This is a genomic window from Clostridium sp. AF12-41, assembly GCF_003461685.1.
Classification (GTDB): domain Bacteria; phylum Bacillota; class Clostridia; order Lachnospirales; family Lachnospiraceae; genus Otoolea; species Otoolea fessa.
Genome location: NZ_QTXO01000007.1, coordinates 115,296 through 130,726, shown reverse-complemented (window position 1 = coordinate 130,726; position 15,431 = coordinate 115,296). Strand labels below are relative to the sequence as shown.

Below are 15,431 nucleotides of genomic sequence, written 5' to 3'. Positions count from 1 at the left end.
AACAGATAGAAACGATTACAGAATTAAAGAGATTGATTGACCGTCTGGAAGCGGGGGAGTCCCTGACGGAGGATGAGTGGGTCAGTCTGATCGAGGGACGTTCACCGGAGCTGGCGGACTACCTCTTTGAAAAAGCGCGCTGCATCCGGGAAAGAGAGTACGGAAAAGCGGTGTATGTGCGGGGACTCATTGAGTGCAGCAATTATTGCAAAAACGACTGTCTTTATTGCGGCATCCGAAGGAGCAACCGAAATGCAAGCCGATACCGCCTGAGTCGGGAGGAGATTCTTTCCTGCTGTGAGAATGGTTATCAGCTGGGATTCCGCACCTTTGTTTTGCAGGGCGGTGAGGATCCGGCGATGACGGACGACTGGGTGATGGAGATGGTGCAGGCGATCCGGGCAGGATTTCCAGATTGTGCGATTACTTTGTCGCTCGGAGAAAAGAAGTATGATACGTTGAAACGCTGGAAAGAGGCAGGGGCGGACCGGTATCTGCTGCGCCATGAGACGGCGGACGCGTGCCATTACGCGAGCCTGCATCCGGCAGAGATGTCATTTGAACACCGGATGCAGTGCCTGCGTGATTTAAAGGCGCTTGGATATCAGACCGGATGCGGTTTTATGGTCGGTTCGCCGCACCAGACGGCGCGCTGTCTGGCGAGAGATATGCGTTTTATCGAAGAACTGGATCCGGAAATGGTGGGAATCGGTCCGTTTATTCCGCAGCATGACACTCCGTTTGGCGGGGAGGCGGCAGGAACGTTGGAAGAGACATTGTTTCTTTTAGGGCTGCTTCGCCTGCTGAAGTCGAAAGTGCTGCTTCCGGCGACGACGGCGCTCGGAACGATTCACCCGATGGGGCGCGAACTGGGGATTCTGGCAGGCGGAAACGTCGTGATGCCGAACCTGTCTCCGGTCGGGGTGCGCGCCAAATATATGCTTTATGACAATAAAATCTGCACGGGAGACGAGGCGGCGGAGTGCGTCAGCTGCATGAAACGGCGCATGGAAAGCATCGGGTACGAGGTAGTCGTCGACCGGGGAGATTATAAGGGGTAAAAGTCTGCGATTTGGTTTGTTGGCATCGAAAGATGCTTACAGATAAATAAACTGACGGGGAAGGACGCGATGGACGGCTGATCATGCTGGCATTTTTGAAATTGAAAATGCCGGAGGAAAACATGGCAGCTATCATCCTGACCTGTAAGAAAAGGAGAAGAGACTATGAGTTACAATTACAACCCATCATCCAAAAAGGCAGAGGAATTTATCAACCATGAGGAAATTTTAGAGACTCTTTCCTATGCCGAGAAGAACAAAAACAATGTGGAACTGATCGATCAGATTCTGGCGAAGGCGCGGCTTCGAAAAGGGCTGAGCCACCGCGAGGCGGCAGTGCTTCTTGACTGCGAGATCCCGGAAAAGGTGGAGGAGATCTTTGAGCTGGCGCGCCAGATCAAGCAGGATTTCTACGGAAACCGGATCGTCATGTTTGCGCCGCTGTATCTGTCGAATTACTGCGTGAATGGCTGCGTGTACTGTCCATATCACATGAAAAACAAGCACATTGCCAGAAAGAAGCTGACGCAGGAGGAAATCCGCCGGGAGGTAATTGCGCTTCAGGATATGGGACATAAACGTCTGGCGCTGGAGACGGGCGAGGATCCGGTCAACAATCCGATTGAATATGTGCTGGACAGTATCAAGACAATTTACAGTATCAAGCATAAAAACGGGGCGATCCGCCGGGTCAATGTCAATATTGCGGCGACGACGGTGGAGAATTACCGGAAGCTGAAAGAGGCGGGAATCGGAACGTACATCCTGTTCCAGGAGACGTACCATAAGGAGAGCTATGAGCGCCTGCATCCGACGGGACCAAAGCACAATTACTGTTATCACACGGAGGCGATGGACCGCGCGATGGAGGGCGGTATCGACGATGTAGGAATCGGCGTTTTATTTGGTCTGGAGTTGTACCGGTATGAATTTGCAGGACTTTTGATGCACGCGGAACATCTGGAGGCAGTTTTTGGTGTTGGTCCGCACACCATCAGTGTGCCGCGCATCCGCCGGGCAGACGATATCGACCCATCGACCTTTGACAACGGCATCAGCGACGATATTTTTGAGAAGATCGTAGCCTGCATCCGGGTGGCAGTTCCGTACACGGGCATGATTATCTCAACGAGAGAGAGCAAAGCCTGTCGGGAGCGGGTGCTGCGGCTGGGCGTATCGCAGATCAGCGGCGGTTCCCGCACCAGTGTCGGCGGATATGCAGAGGAAGAGCCGGAGGAGGAAAATTCGGCGCAGTTCGATGTGAGCGACAACCGGACACTCGACCAGGTGGTCCGCTGGCTGATGGAATTAGGCTATATCCCAAGCTTCTGTACGGCGTGCTACCGGGAAGGACGGACGGGCGACCGCTTTATGAGCCTGTGCAAGAGCGGGCAGATTCAGAACTGTTGTCATCCGAATGCGCTGATGACGCTCAAGGAGTATCTGGAGGATTATGCGGCGCCGGGGACGAAAGAGATTGGAGAGAAGCTGATTCAGGCGGAGATCGGTTCGATTCCGAAAGAAAAAGTGCAGGAGATCGTGAGAAAAAATCTGGTTGAAATTGAAAAGGGGCAGCGGGATTTCAGGTTTTAACTAAATCAGGAGGATCAAAATGGGAATGAATGAGACGCCGTCCGGCGAGCGGGTACATATCGCGTTTTTTGGACGGAGAAATGCGGGAAAATCGAGTCTGGTCAATGCGGTGACCGGGCAGGAGCTGGCGATCGTGTCGGACATCCGGGGAACGACGACCGATCCGGTCTATAAATCGATGGAGCTTCTGCCGCTCGGTCCGGTGGTTATCATCGACACGCCTGGAATCGACGATGAGGGCGAGCTGGGCTTAAAGAGAGTTGGCAAGACTCGTCAAGTCTTAAATAAGGTGGATCTGGCAGTCCTGGTGGTGGATGCGGTGGAAGGAATCAGCAGCTGGGAAGAAGAGATGATCCGGCTGTTTGAGAAGAAGGAAATCCCGTATCTGGTGGTTTACAATAAGATGGATTTGCTGACGGGAAAATCGGAACAGGAACCGGTTGTGGAACATACCGCCTATGTGAGTGCCCGGACGAGAGAAGGAATCCAGCAGTTAAAAGAGCAAATGGCACGTCTTACGTCACAGGAGACGGATGAAAAACGGCTGGCTGCGGATCTAGTAAAACCGTTTGATACGGTAATTCTGGTTGTTCCGATTGACAAGGCGGCGCCGAAGGGGCGGCTGATTCTGCCGCAGCAGCAGGTCATCCGGGATCTGCTGGACATTGGTGCGATGCCGTTTGTCTGCCGGGAAAGTGAACTTTCGGAGACGTTTGCAAAATTGAAAGAAGCTCCGGCATTGGTAATCACGGACAGCCAGGTATTTCCGCTGGTAGACCGGCTGACACCGCCGCAGGTGCGTCTGACTTCCTTTTCCATTTTGTTTGCGCGGTATAAGGGGGATCTGAAACAGGCAGCGGAGGGCGCCAAAGCGCTGGAAATGATACAGAACGGAGATCCGATTCTTATTTCTGAGGGCTGTACGCATCATCGCCAGTGCGGTGACATCGGCACGGAGAAGTTGCCGGACTGGATCCGCCAGTACACGGGAAAAGCGCCGGAGTTTCATTTTACATCGGGGACGGAATTTCCAGAGGATGTGTCCGGTTATAAGCTGATCGTTCATTGCGGCGGCTGTATGCTGAATGCGCGGGAGATGAAGAGCCGTCTTCGCAGCGCTGCCGATCAGGAGATCCCGATGACCAATTATGGGATTTTGATTGCCTATATGAAGGGAATTTTGAAACGGAGCATGGGGGCACTGGAGCCGGTCAGGTAGGAAATTTGGGCGGAGAAATGAACGGAAAGAGCGTAAATAATTAGAAATTTAGAAATAAAGGCGGATAAAGTTGCTGGACGATGGAAATGCCTGTCGGACAGCAGCTTTTTTCATAAGAAATTGCGTCCTATGAAAAAACGCTCCGCGAGGATGTGCACTCGCGTGAAGCAGTTTTTAGATTTCGCAGATGCCAGAATGTAAACTATATTAATCCAATGTGTTGACATTTAAAAATCAACGGTTTATAATAGCGAAAGTTAGCTAAATGAGAAAAATAGGATATTTTTTAAGTTGGACCGAAGGATAACCAAAAAAAGTGTTTTGATTTTGATAAGGAGTAGAAGATATGAGTTTACAACTGGCAGAAGAGATTATAAAGGGACGCCGTCTGAAACGGGGCGAGGATTTAAGCTTTTTATTGAGTGAGGATCTGGATGAGCTTTGTGCGGGAGCTGATAAAATCCGGAAGGAGCTCTGCGGAAACCATGTGGATCTGTGTTCTATCATTAATGGACGAAGCGGACGCTGCGGTGAGGACTGCAAGTTTTGCGCGCAGTCAGCCTGTCATCATACGAAGGTGGAAGAATATCCATTTCTGGAGCCAGAGGAGATTCTGGAGGACTGTAAGCGTCATGAGGCGAAGAAAGTACATCGTTACTCCATCGTGACGGCGGGACGTGCGCTGACGGGAGCGGAAATGGAGAAGGCGCTTCGGGCATACCGCGCTATGAAGAAGGAATGCAAGGTAGAGCTCTGCGCCTCCCACGGACTTCTGTCACAGGAAGATTTCAACCGTCTGAAAGAGGCGGGCGTGGGACGGTATCATGCCAATATTGAGACTTCCCGGAGAAATTTCCCGAATATCTGTACCACACATACATTTGAGGACAAGCTGGAGGTCATCCGGCGCGCGCAGGCGGCAGGACTTTCCGTCTGTTCCGGCGGCATCATCGGCATGGGAGAAACCTGGGAAGACCGGATCGACATGGCGATCACGCTGAGCGAGCTCGGGATCAAGTCAATTCCGATCAATATCCTGCGTCCGATTCCGGGCACGCCGCTGGAACATCAGGCAGCGCTTTCGGAGGATGAGATTTTGCGGACGATTGCCATTTTCCGTTATATCAATCCGACCGCGATGGTCCGTCTGGCAGCAGGACGAAATTCAATGGAACATTCCGGCGAACAGGCATTCCGTTCCGGCGCAAACGCAGCCATCACCGGAGATATGCTGACAACCTCCGGAAACCGCATCAGCGAGGACCAGGAAATGCTGGCGGCGATGGGATTCACATTATAAAAAAGGAGTATCCATATCATGAGTAAAACACTTTCCGCAGAAGTGGAGCACAAACCTTACTTTACAACTAAACGGATGGCGCTGATTGGCGTGATGACGGCGGTAACCTGTATTCTGGGACCGCTCTCGATTCCGCTTCCATTCAGCCCGGTTCCGATTTCCTTTACAAATCTTGCTATTTATCTGGCGGCATATGTGCTGGGAATGAAAGCCTGCACGGTGAGTTACCTGATTTATATGCTGCTTGGCATGGTGGGCATTCCGGTATTTTCCGGATTTACGGCAGGAGTCGGTAAACTGGCAGGACCGACCGGCGGCTATCTCGTCGGATTTATCCTGATGGCGCTGATTGTTGGATTTTTCGTAGATCATTTTCCGGGCAAAGTAGCCCTGCATATCGTAGGCATGGTATTGGGACTGGCAATTTGCTATATTTTCGGAACGGTATGGCTGGCAGGTCAGCTTAACATGACCTTTGTAGCCGGACTGGGTGTGGGCGTTATCCCGTATCTGCCGGGCGATGCAGTCAAAATCATTTTCACAGCTTTGATCGGACCGAAGCTGCGCCGGGAAATTTACCGGTTAGGAGACTAAAAAGCGTTTGGCTGTAAAAACGACAGTTTAGATAAAATGATAATTTAAAATGAAGGCCAGATGGGTGAAAGTGGAATACATAAAACGCTTTCACCCATCTTTTTTGTGAATGAAACGAAGAAGTTAGTTGAAATTTTATAGAAAGTAAGAAGAAAAGAGAAAAATAAAAGCAAAAGAAAACAGAAATAATTACATATATGGAATAAGATGCAGAAAAATAAGAAGGATATGCGACTAAACTTGAACAATTTTGAGGCATATGTTATACTAAAGACAGAAAAAGAGGGAGTCCCCGGAGGAACAGGGAGGAGGCAGTTGTATGGAGAAAAAGATTATCACTATCAGTCGTGAATATGGAAGCGGAGGTCGTCAGATTGGTCTGACAGCCGCTAAAAAACTGGGAATGGAATTTTATGATAAGGAATTGATCGATGCTGCTGCGAAGGAGATCGGTTTTCCAGCGGAAATTATTGCGGATCGTGAGCAGCGCTTGACAAATAGCCTGCTTTACAATTTCGCGATGGGAACTTTGTATGGACTTTCCTATCCGAAGGAGCCGAAGCTCAGTGAACTGCCATTGACAGAGCAGATCTATGTGGCGCAGAAGAAGGCGATCGAGGAGGCGGCAAAGCGCGGAAGCTGCGTATTCATCGGCAGATGTGCTGATTATATTCTGAAAAGCCGTCCGGATGTACTGCGTGTCTTTGTTTATGCGGATCGTGATATCCGGCTTCGCCGCGCGATTGATGAGTACGGGGATCTGGAAGAGCATATTGATGAATTTATGCACCAGACCGACAAACGCCGCCGGATCTACTATGAAAACTATACGAATCAGCGCTGGGGCGACAGAGAAAACTATGATCTGATGCTGAACAGTGGAGATTTGGGAATTGAGAGGTGCGTGGAGTTGATTTGCCAGGCGGTGAAGTAAAAGAAGAGTGGCATTTATAGTTTCATGCAGTCGATATGAGGATATCTAAGATAACAGATGCAAAGAAGATGATTGAAATTTTTTGTAGTTATGTTATCTATATATAAAGGATCTCACCGATAGACGGTTGGACCCTTAAATGATAAGTTAAAAATAACCGCTCAAGTTTGCAGGACCGGGGCGGTTATTTTTGTGTCTTATTACTAGCTCGACCAACTTTATAGCCGAGACTAAAGCATATAAAGCATTTTGTAAAAGATATACGAGCGCAGGTTACTGGGCACGTATGCGTGCACAATAACTAGCACGGCGGCTCTGGTTTGTCAATGGGGGATTGTCTGGACGAATCCCCCTCACTATGCTATAATAAGGGGCATCAAGTCATTTTGGTTGCTTTATCGTTACTGCTCATGGCAGGTGTTTTGAAAATCGGCACATGGACAGCAACATTTTATGCACGGGAGAATGAGATGAAGGAAAATATGAAAATACGGGGTCAGCTGCGGACGTATCTGCAGTGGCCGATTATACTGTCAGTCTTCCTGTTGGCGGCAAATCTGGCAGTTGGGATTGTGAGCCCGGCTGCCGGTCTTGTGATGTCCGGATTTACGGTTATGTATGTGCTGGTGGCACTCTGGCTGTTCATGTACCGGAGAAAACGTCTGATGGGCGGATTGGTGGAGTTTTCGGCAGAGTATGCGTGGGTGCAGAAACAGCTCCTCTATGAAATGGCGGTGCCGTATGCCATTGCGGACACAGAGGGACATTTCCTCTGGTTGAACCACTCCTTTTCGGAGATCGTCGGGGAAGATAAAAACTGCCGTAAGAATATCGCAGCGGTCTTTCCGGAATTGACGCGGGAATTTTTGGATGAGATGGACGAAAAAACGAGCGTTCATTCTTCGTTTGACGGCAGATTTTACCGGATCGATATCCAGCAGGTGGCTCTGAGCGAGACGGAAGGTATGAAGCTCGGTGCGGTGGACGAGGATAGCGGCGAGATGCTTTTAGTGCTCTATCTCTGCGATGAGACAGAGATCCTGCGCTGCAAGCAGCAGATCAACAACCAGCGTCTGGTGGCGGGACTTATCTATCTCGACAACTACGATGAGGCGCTGGAGAGTGTCGAGGAGGTACGCCGTTCCCTGCTGGTTGCCCTGATTGACCGGAAAATTACGAAGTATTTTATGGCGATGGAAGGTATCGTCAAGAAGCTGGAAAATGACAAGTACCTGTTTGTGATCAAGCAGCAGTACACGAAAGAGATTCAGGAGAGCCGCTTTTCGATTCTGGAGGATGTCAAGACGGTTAATATCGGAAATGATATGGCTGTCACGCTGAGTATCGGCATGGGTATGAACGGCGACAGCTACATCCGCAACTATGAGTATGCGAGAACGGCGATTGATATGGCGCTGGGACGCGGCGGCGATCAGGCGGTCGTCAAGGATGGCACGAAGATCCGCTACTACGGCGGCAAATCGCAGCAGCTGGAAAAAACGACCCGCGTCAAGGCACGTGTCAAAGCGCATGCGATGCGCGAGCTGATGGATACGAAGGATAAGATGCTGATCATGGGGCACAAGATCGGCGATACGGACTCTTTTGGCGCGGCGATTGGTATCTGGCGGATTGCGACCTCTTTTAATAAAAAGGCGCGGATCGTCATCAATGGGGTCAATTCTTCCGTGAAACCGATGATGGCGCGGTTTGAAAACAGCTCTGATTACCCGGAGGATCTGTTCTTAACCGGCGAGGAAGCGGCGGAGTGGGCGGATTCCAACACGATGTTAGTTGTGGTTGATGTCAACCGCCCGAGTATCACGGAGGCACCGGAACTGCTCAAGCAGATCAAAACCATCGTGGTGCTCGACCATCACCGCCAGAGCAGCGAGATCATCGACAATGCGGTGTTATCTTATGTCGAGCCGTATGCGTCTTCGGCGTGTGAGATGGTAGCCGAGGTATTGCAGTATATCGGCGACGACGGCATCAAGATCAAGCCGGCGGAGGCGGATGCGATGTACGCCGGTATCGTGATTGACACAAACAATTTCATGAACCAGGCAGGCGTCCGCACCTTTGAGGCGGCGGCGTTCCTGCGTAGAAACGGCGCGGATGTCGTGCGTGTGAGAAAGCTGTTCCGCGACCGGCTGGAGGACTACCGGGCGAGAGCTGAGGCGATCCAGAAAGCAGAGATTTATCACGGCGCATTTGCGATTTCCGTGTGTCCGTCCGAAGGACTTGAAAGTCCTACCGTGGTTGGTGCACAGGCGGCAAATGAGCTGCTGGATATTGTAGGCATCAAGGCGTCATTTATCCTGACGCAGATGGGCGACACGATCTATTTCAGCGCGCGTTCGATCGATGAGATCAACGTGCAGATTATCATGGAGCGCTTGGGCGGCGGCGGACACCGCACGATTGCGGGTGCACAGCTTAAGGGTGCGACGATCGATGAAGCCAGAGAGAAATTAAAAGATCTCATTACGGATATGATGGAGAAAGGAGAAATATAACGATGGAAGTTGTATTATTAGAGGATGTAAAGGCACTTGGCAAAAAAGGTCAGATTGTAAAGGTAAGCGACGGCTATGGACGCAACTTTATTCTGACAAAGAAACTGGGAATCGAGGCAACACCGAAGAACTTAAATGATCTGAAGCTGCAGAAGGCAAATGAGGCGAAGATCGCGGCAGAGCACCTGGCAGCAGCGAAGGATCTGGCAAAACATCTGGAGGATAAGTCCATCACCCTGTCCATCAAGGCAGGCGAGGGCGGAAAAGCATTCGGCTCTGTTTCTTCCAAGGAGATTGCAAAGGCGATCAAAGATCAGTTAAATCTGGATATTGACAAGAAGAAACTGGTTCTGCCGGAGCCGATTAAGACCTTTGGCACACACGAAGTTCCGATCAAGCTTCACAAAGAAGTAACCGGAAAACTGGCAGTAAAGGTTGTAGAAGCTTAATATGGAGGACTGAATCATGGATGAAGCCCTGATAAAGCGGGTTCTCCCGCACAGTGTAGAGGCGGAACAGTCAGTCATCGGATCCATGCTTATGGATCGGGAAGCAATTATCGCGGCGTCTGAGATTATCACAGGCGCCGATTTTTACCAGCACCAGTACGGCGTCATGTTTGAGTCGATGGTCGAGCTTTTCAATGAAGGAAAGCCGGTCGATCTGGTGACGCTTCAAAATCGGCTGCGCGAAAAAGATGTTCCGCCGGAGGTCAGCAGCCTGGACTTTGTCCGGGATATCATGACATCTGTGCCGACCTCGGTCAATGTCAAATCGTATGCCAATATCGTGCGGGAAAAGGCAGTCCTGCGCCGTTTGATAAAAGTGAATGAGGAGATTGAAAACCTCTGTTACGGCGGAAGGGACAAGCTGGAGGATATTCTGGCGCACACGGAGAAATCGGTGTTTGACCTGCTTCAGAGCCGCGGAGGCGGAGAGTTTGTGCCGATCCGCCAGGTGGCGTTGAATGTTCTGGAAAAGATTGAGGCGGCGTCGAAGAGCAACAGCACCGTCACGGGTATTCCGACCGGATTTATCGATCTGGATTACCGGACGTCGGGATTCCAGCCGTCCGATTTTATTTTGATTGCGGCGCGTCCTTCGATGGGTAAGACGGCGTTTGTTCTGAATGTCGTCGAGCATGTGGCGGTCAAAAAAGGGCTTCCGTGCATGGTATTCAGCCTGGAAATGTCGAAGGAACAGCTGGTCAACCGTATGCTGTCGATGGAGTCGAATGTCGATTCCCAGAAGCTGCGTACCGGTACGCTGACGGATTCCGACTGGGATGCCGTCGTGGAAGGCATCGGTACGATCGGAAGTTCCAAGCTGATCATCGATGATACGCCGGGTATCTCGATCTCGGAGCTGCGCTCGAAATGCCGCAAGGTGAAGCTGGAGTACGGTTTAAGCCTTGTCATTATCGACTATTTACAGCTGATGAGCGGCAGCGGAAAGAGCGGAGAGAACCGCCAGCAGGAGATTTCGGAGATTTCCCGTTCACTAAAGGCGCTGGCGCGAGAGCTGAATGCGCCGGTTATCTCCCTGTCGCAGCTTTCCCGTGCCTGCGAGACACGTCCGGACCATCGCCCGATGCTTTCGGATCTGCGTGAGTCTGGTGCGATTGAGCAGGATGCCGATGTGGTTATGTTTTTGTACCGTGATGATTATTACAACAAGGATACGGATACGCCGAATATCGCGGAGGTAATCATTGCCAAACAGCGTAATGGTCCGATAGGAACGGTGCAGCTGATGTGGAGACCGGAGCTGACGAAGTTTGCGAATTTGGCGAAATAACGATAGAATCGTGTAAGGGACGGGACCGGATAAATATATGATTGATAAAAGATTATTATGTAAAAAGGAATATGAGAAATGTTTGAATTGATAAAAGAATCGGATCTGGACACCGTCCGCCATTTTTACCGTGCCTTAGCTGGAACCGAGTTCTGCGCGTGGACGGACATCTATCCAGGGGAGCCGGAGCTACAGTCGGATTTTTCTAGGGATTCGCTTTTTTGTATCCGGGATGATGTGTCGGGGGAGATCGCGGGGCTGGTTTCGATCGATGATGATCCGGAGGTGGAATCGATTGCTTGCTGGTCGGAGGAGCTGCAGCCGTCGGCAGAAATTTCCAGACTGGGTGTGGCGGAGAAGTACCAGAACCGAGGCATCGCACGCGAGCTTCTGGCAGGCGCGATGGAGGAACTTAGAAGACGCGGCTGCAAGAGTGCCCATATGCTGGTGGCGAAGGACAATGTGAAAGCGCTGCGGTCATACGCGAAGCTGGCCTTTGAGAAGGTCGGTAAGTATGTGCTGCAGGGGCATGATTACTGGTGCTTTGAGAAGAAGCTGTAGAATGGAGAGGGGAAATTTAATCCCCTCTTTTTATTTATGTCATTCATTCGCCTTCTACCGTCAGCGAGCTGGCATTTAGCTACGATATGGTAATCGTTCCGATCGATGGTGAAGGAGTTCCGGAACTTGTTTTTTATGTAAATGCTATTCATATTTAGTTTGAACCCCGCATATAGTAGTAGTAAGGTACCGGGGAGGACAAGCAGAATGAATAAGAACAAGCATTACCTGATTTCGGATGCTTCCAGACAGGTGCAGGTGGAGGCTCACGTGCTCCGGTACTGGGAGGACGAGCTGGGGCTTCCGATTCCGAGAAATGAACTGGGGCATCGGTACTATACGGAGTTTCATATCCGGCTGTTCCGTCAGATCAAGCAGTTGAAGGAACAGGGGTACCAGTTGAAAGCCATACGGGGAATCCTCGGAAAAGTGGAAGAAAATCAGAAAACAGAACCGGAAGCGCTTTTGGAAGCGCAGGCACAGGCGGTTTTCCGGGAAACGGGAACAGGAGAGCGTAACATGAGCAGGCAGGAAAATATGGAAATGAAAAAAAATACAGAGGTAGAAAACAAGGAAACAGAACTGCCGCAGGCAGAGGTTTCCCAGCCTCTGGCGGGGGAGAAGATGCGCCAGTTTCAGGAGATCATGAACCAGGTCATCGGGCGCGCGATCGAGGAAAACAGCGAAAAACTGAGCCAGGACGTCAGCTATCTGGTGCATGATAAATTGATGAAGGAGCTGGAATACCTGATGCGGGTCTCTGATGAGCGGGAGGAAGAGCGCTTCAAGCGCCTCGACGAGGTCATTCGCGCGTATCAGCGGGAAAACCAGGGGCGAGCGGAAGCAGCGGCTGCTGCGCCAGGGCGGTTTCCATTTTTCCGGTCCCGTGTAAAGAAAAAGAAATTTGGACGGAATGGGAATAAGATGTGATAAGTTCTGCAAAAGGGCATAAAAAAACCTGTCGGAAACGACAGGCTTTTTTATGTAGATATTTCGTTTTTGTTTGTGTTTAATTAGCCCTGCTCGATAGCGCCGGTCGGACATACGCCTGCACATGTACCGCAGTCGATGCAGCTGTTAGCGTCGATATCGTATTTGCCATCTCCCTGAGAGATTGCTCCAACTGGACATTCGCCAGCACAGGAACCACAACTTACACAAGAATCAGTAATTACAAATGCCATGATAAAATCCTCCTTTTATATTTATGCGTTTGGCTATATTCTATACTAAAAATGCGAAATATTCAAGGAGAAATTGATGGTTTTCATGTTCTAAAATAAAAGCAATGGAAAAAACCGATTTTTCTGGAAGTCAGTATTCCTACAGGGTCGAGAGCGTTGAGAGCGCGTGCTCCCGGACGATCGTCTCATAATGCTCCTCATAGTATGCCTCAAATGCATTCGGGGCAGCGGCAGTCTTTAATGGTTCGCTGTACTCGGACAGGAGATTGCACAGGCGGTTGAATGCGTCGGTGCTGTCGGCTGTCTGGCGGACAACAAGGTAGTAACGACCATCGGACGGGTGTTTATAAAGCGTGTTCGGTGTTTCGCAGACTGGAGCTGCGATGCGCGCTGCCCGGCAGACCTCGTCGAGGGAGCCGAAAGTAAAAATACGCGCTGCCGGCAGTTTGGAACCTGGCTCTGCATTTTCAGTGGAAGGCGCGTCCGAACCGGTCAGCGGGCTTGCGGCGGTATTTTTGCCATTGTCAGTAAATAGGCTTAAAAGCCCGTCCGCGCCCTCTAAAAGCTCGTTGGCAAGCGCTGTCAGAGGCTCGTCCTCGTTTCCCGGGGAAAAGCGTGAAAAGCGGGTGTCCAGCTCTTCCGGGTCCTCGATCTTGGTAATGATCAGCATGATGCTCTCACTGGAGAGCGGAATTGCTTCCACCATCAGAGGAATATTGTCCGCCTCGAAGCCGACTTCATTCGATGCCTTCTGGATCATTTCATGGAACAGTTTTTTCGCCTTTTCCGTGCCATAGGCGAGTTCGCCCAGATTTAAGTTGCGGGCGCTCAGATCGCTGCTTGTCAGGGTGCAGCGGATCTGGTTTTCGTTGATGCGTTCTATTTTCATGGATTTTCACTTCCTTGTCTTTTGGGTGGTTAAGATACCGAATGCTTCGTGCTTCGCACTTCCGCAATTTTGCAAGACATTCGTAAGCCGCTCATTTTTCTGCGGAAAAAGGCTGCTTACTCATGTTTTGGACTTTGGAACCTTGGTATTCATCATACTATATAATATAATCACTTGGCAATTTGAATATGAAAAAAAAGCATAAAATCTTTCTAAAAACGATTGCGGGAACCGAGGGGATCGTATACAATGAATCTTGAGAGGTGGTATAGACCGAAAGGAGGCGCGGTACGGAAGCAGCCGTTCTATTTGGAAAATACCAGCTGGAACGTGTGATCGGACGCGGTCGGAGCGGAACTGTTTTTTTAGCCAGGCATCTGGGGCTTGATGAAGAGAGAGCGATTAAGCGTGTCAGGCGGACAGAGAGCGGTTTCATTCAGGAAGCAGCGCTTTTGAAGCGGCTGCGCCATCCGGGAATCCCGATCATCTACGATCTGGAAATTGACGAAAATTATTATTATCTCATCGAGGAATATCTGTGCGGTGAGTCGTTGTATGCCCGAATTGAGAGAACGGGCAGTCTGCAAACGGGAGAGCTTATCCGTCTGGGAATTGAGCTTTGCCGGATCATGAATTATCTGCATTCATTCAAACCAAATCCAATCTTATATTTAGATCTCCACCCCGGGAATCTTCTAATCTGCCGGGAACAATTAAAATTGATTGATTTTGATCAGGCGGCACTGGCGTCTTTGAGCCAGGAACGATCTGTTTGCTATGGAACAAAAGGCTTTGCAGCCCCCGAACAGTACGAGGGAGGGACTCTGGATGAGAGGACCGACATCTATGCCATTGGCGCCCTCCTGTACTATATGGGGACAGGGCATGCCCCAGAGGGGGAGATAAAAGCAGGACAGGGAAGCTGTCGGGGAGATCTGTACATTCTTATGGGGCGATGTCTCAGAATAGAGAAAAAAGAGCGCTGCCAGAGTGTCCGGGAAGTGTTAGAGGCATTGGAAAAACTGGAGGCTCGCATATTTGCAGAACGTCATATACCACTTCTCAGGATTGCCGCAGCAGGCAGCCGGAGCGGAATCGGGGTTACACATACCGCATTTGGCGCGGTCCGATATCTGCGGCAGAAAGGAGTTTCCTGCCTTTACAGGGAGCAGAATGACACGGGGGCAGTCCGCAGGCTGGCATCCTGGTATGGGCTGGCGCCGGATGAACATGGAATTTATTACATGGACGGTCTGGCGTTGAAACCCAGATACAGCGATGTGGTGCAGCTGGAACAGCCAGTGTTTGAAGTGATTTTAGATGACTGCGGAACCGAGCTCCAGACGGTTCTGGAGGGGGAGTATGATTTGATTCTTTTCGTCTGTGGATTGCAGCCGTGGGAGAAAGAAGATTCTCTGCGGGCGATCCGGTTTCTGGGAGCAGAAGAGGGACTCCAGATTTTATTAAATCACAGAAAATGCGGGCGGGATTATCTTCCGGAGGAGGTCCGGCATCTTAGGTATCTGCGGCTTCCGTTTTTAACCCCGCCGTTCGATGCAGGCGGAAGGCGGGGGCAGGAAAATGAGGCAGCGGAGGAGACAGAATTTTTTGAAAGGATTTTCTGGGAGGCAGCTCTCAAAAAAGGACGGGGGACCAGGCAGGCAGCAAAAGAAGGGGGACTCTGGCGGAACATCCGGCGAAGGTGGGAGCGCTTTATGGGTGGATTCCCGTGGCAGTGGAAATAGGAGGAAATACAGATTAAAATCGGAAAACGGGGCGA

The 15,431-nt window shown here is 50.6% G+C and carries 14 protein-coding genes; 12 read left to right on the top strand and 2 right to left on the bottom strand.

The genetic code is table 11. The annotated features are described in order from the left end of the window. The first annotated feature begins 5 nt into the window (after positions 1 to 5). The 11 genes from hydE (at position 6) to DWV73_RS11230 (ending at position 12,508) form a co-directional block, all read left to right on the top strand. Positions 6 to 1,061, top strand: a complete 1,056-nt coding sequence (gene hydE / locus DWV73_RS11280; RefSeq protein WP_242995805.1) for a [FeFe] hydrogenase H-cluster radical SAM maturase HydE — start codon at positions 6 to 8, stop codon at positions 1,059 to 1,061. Positions 1,062 to 1,226: 165 nt separating this feature from the next. Beyond that, positions 1,227 to 2,654: a [FeFe] hydrogenase H-cluster radical SAM maturase HydG gene (gene hydG, locus DWV73_RS11275; protein ID WP_117796747.1), complete on the top strand. Its 1,428-nt coding sequence runs from the start codon at positions 1,227 to 1,229 to the stop codon at positions 2,652 to 2,654. A gap of 19 nt (positions 2,655 to 2,673) precedes the next feature. Further along, positions 2,674 to 3,873, top strand: a complete 1,200-nt coding sequence (gene hydF, locus DWV73_RS11270) for a [FeFe] hydrogenase H-cluster maturation GTPase HydF (RefSeq protein ID WP_117796746.1) — start codon at positions 2,674 to 2,676, stop codon at positions 3,871 to 3,873. A 346-nt stretch (positions 3,874 to 4,219) separates the two neighbouring features. Further along, positions 4,220 to 5,173 (top strand): biotin synthase BioB, encoded by a 954-nt coding sequence (gene bioB / locus DWV73_RS11265; protein ID WP_117796745.1) that lies wholly within the window; start codon positions 4,220 to 4,222, stop codon positions 5,171 to 5,173. Between the two features lie 18 nt (positions 5,174 to 5,191). Then, entirely contained in the window at positions 5,192 to 5,767 is a 576-nt protein-coding gene (locus DWV73_RS11260; RefSeq protein ID WP_117796744.1) for a biotin transporter BioY, read from the top strand. A 319-nt stretch (positions 5,768 to 6,086) separates the two neighbouring features. Then, on the top strand, positions 6,087 to 6,701 hold the full coding sequence (locus DWV73_RS11255) for a cytidylate kinase-like family protein (protein WP_117796743.1): 615 nt from the start codon (positions 6,087 to 6,089) through the stop codon (positions 6,699 to 6,701). 470 nt (positions 6,702 to 7,171) lie between these two features. Beyond that, positions 7,172 to 9,220 (top strand): DHH family phosphoesterase, encoded by a 2,049-nt coding sequence (locus DWV73_RS11250; RefSeq protein WP_117796762.1) that lies wholly within the window; start codon positions 7,172 to 7,174, stop codon positions 9,218 to 9,220. A 2-nt stretch (positions 9,221 to 9,222) separates the two neighbouring features. Next, positions 9,223 to 9,669 carry a 50S ribosomal protein L9 gene (gene rplI, locus DWV73_RS11245; protein WP_022358874.1) on the top strand — a complete coding sequence of 149 codons (447 nt, stop codon included), beginning with the start codon at positions 9,223 to 9,225 and terminating at the stop codon, positions 9,667 to 9,669. A gap of 16 nt (positions 9,670 to 9,685) precedes the next feature. Then, positions 9,686 to 11,017: a replicative DNA helicase gene (dnaB, locus tag DWV73_RS11240; RefSeq protein ID WP_022358873.1), complete on the top strand. Its 1,332-nt coding sequence runs from the start codon at positions 9,686 to 9,688 to the stop codon at positions 11,015 to 11,017. Between the two features lie 78 nt (positions 11,018 to 11,095). Further along, positions 11,096 to 11,578, top strand: coding sequence for a GNAT family N-acetyltransferase (locus tag DWV73_RS11235; RefSeq protein WP_117796742.1), 483 nt, complete (start codon positions 11,096 to 11,098; stop codon positions 11,576 to 11,578). A 207-nt stretch (positions 11,579 to 11,785) separates the two neighbouring features. Further along, positions 11,786 to 12,508 carry a helix-turn-helix domain-containing protein gene (locus DWV73_RS11230; protein ID WP_117796741.1) on the top strand — a complete coding sequence of 241 codons (723 nt, stop codon included), beginning with the start codon at positions 11,786 to 11,788 and terminating at the stop codon, positions 12,506 to 12,508. Between the two features lie 83 nt (positions 12,509 to 12,591). On the opposite strand, the gene DWV73_RS11225 is transcribed toward DWV73_RS11230, so the two are convergent. Together DWV73_RS11225 and DWV73_RS11220 are read right to left on the bottom strand one after the other, a co-directional pair. Further along, positions 12,592 to 12,762 carry a 4Fe-4S binding protein gene (locus DWV73_RS11225; RefSeq protein WP_107001811.1) on the bottom strand — a complete coding sequence of 57 codons (171 nt, stop codon included), beginning with the start codon at positions 12,760 to 12,762 and terminating at the stop codon, positions 12,592 to 12,594. A gap of 139 nt (positions 12,763 to 12,901) precedes the next feature. Then, the gene (locus DWV73_RS11220) at positions 12,902 to 13,651 is read right to left on the bottom strand and encodes an adaptor protein MecA (RefSeq protein WP_117796740.1); all 750 of its coding nucleotides are present in this window, start codon (positions 13,649 to 13,651) and stop codon (positions 12,902 to 12,904) included. 323 nt (positions 13,652 to 13,974) lie between these two features. Here DWV73_RS11220 and DWV73_RS11215 point away from each other — a divergent pair, with 323 nt between their 5' ends. After that, complete coding sequence (locus DWV73_RS11215; protein ID WP_117796739.1) at positions 13,975 to 15,396, top strand: serine/threonine-protein kinase; 1,422 nt, start codon at positions 13,975 to 13,977, stop codon at positions 15,394 to 15,396. Positions 15,397 to 15,431: the final 35 nt, after the last annotated feature.

Coding starts and splice junctions, on each gene's coding strand:
- hydG (WP_117796747.1), top strand. CDS start 1,227: ATGAGTTACAATTACAACCCATCATCCAAAAAGGCAGAGGAATTTATC.
- hydF (WP_117796746.1), top strand. CDS start 2,674: ATGGGAATGAATGAGACGCCGTCCGGCGAGCGGGTACATATCGCGTTT.
- bioB (WP_117796745.1), top strand. CDS start 4,220: ATGAGTTTACAACTGGCAGAAGAGATTATAAAGGGACGCCGTCTGAAA.
- DWV73_RS11260 (WP_117796744.1), top strand. CDS start 5,192: ATGAGTAAAACACTTTCCGCAGAAGTGGAGCACAAACCTTACTTTACA.
- DWV73_RS11255 (WP_117796743.1), top strand. CDS start 6,087: ATGGAGAAAAAGATTATCACTATCAGTCGTGAATATGGAAGCGGAGGT.
- DWV73_RS11250 (WP_117796762.1), top strand. CDS start 7,172: ATGAAGGAAAATATGAAAATACGGGGTCAGCTGCGGACGTATCTGCAG.
- rplI (WP_022358874.1), top strand. CDS start 9,223: ATGGAAGTTGTATTATTAGAGGATGTAAAGGCACTTGGCAAAAAAGGT.
- dnaB (WP_022358873.1), top strand. CDS start 9,686: ATGGATGAAGCCCTGATAAAGCGGGTTCTCCCGCACAGTGTAGAGGCG.
- DWV73_RS11235 (WP_117796742.1), top strand. CDS start 11,096: ATGTTTGAATTGATAAAAGAATCGGATCTGGACACCGTCCGCCATTTT.
- DWV73_RS11230 (WP_117796741.1), top strand. CDS start 11,786: ATGAATAAGAACAAGCATTACCTGATTTCGGATGCTTCCAGACAGGTG.
- DWV73_RS11225 (WP_107001811.1), bottom strand. CDS start 12,762: ATGGCATTTGTAATTACTGATTCTTGTGTAAGTTGTGGTTCCTGTGCT.
- DWV73_RS11220 (WP_117796740.1), bottom strand. CDS start 13,651: ATGAAAATAGAACGCATCAACGAAAACCAGATCCGCTGCACCCTGACA.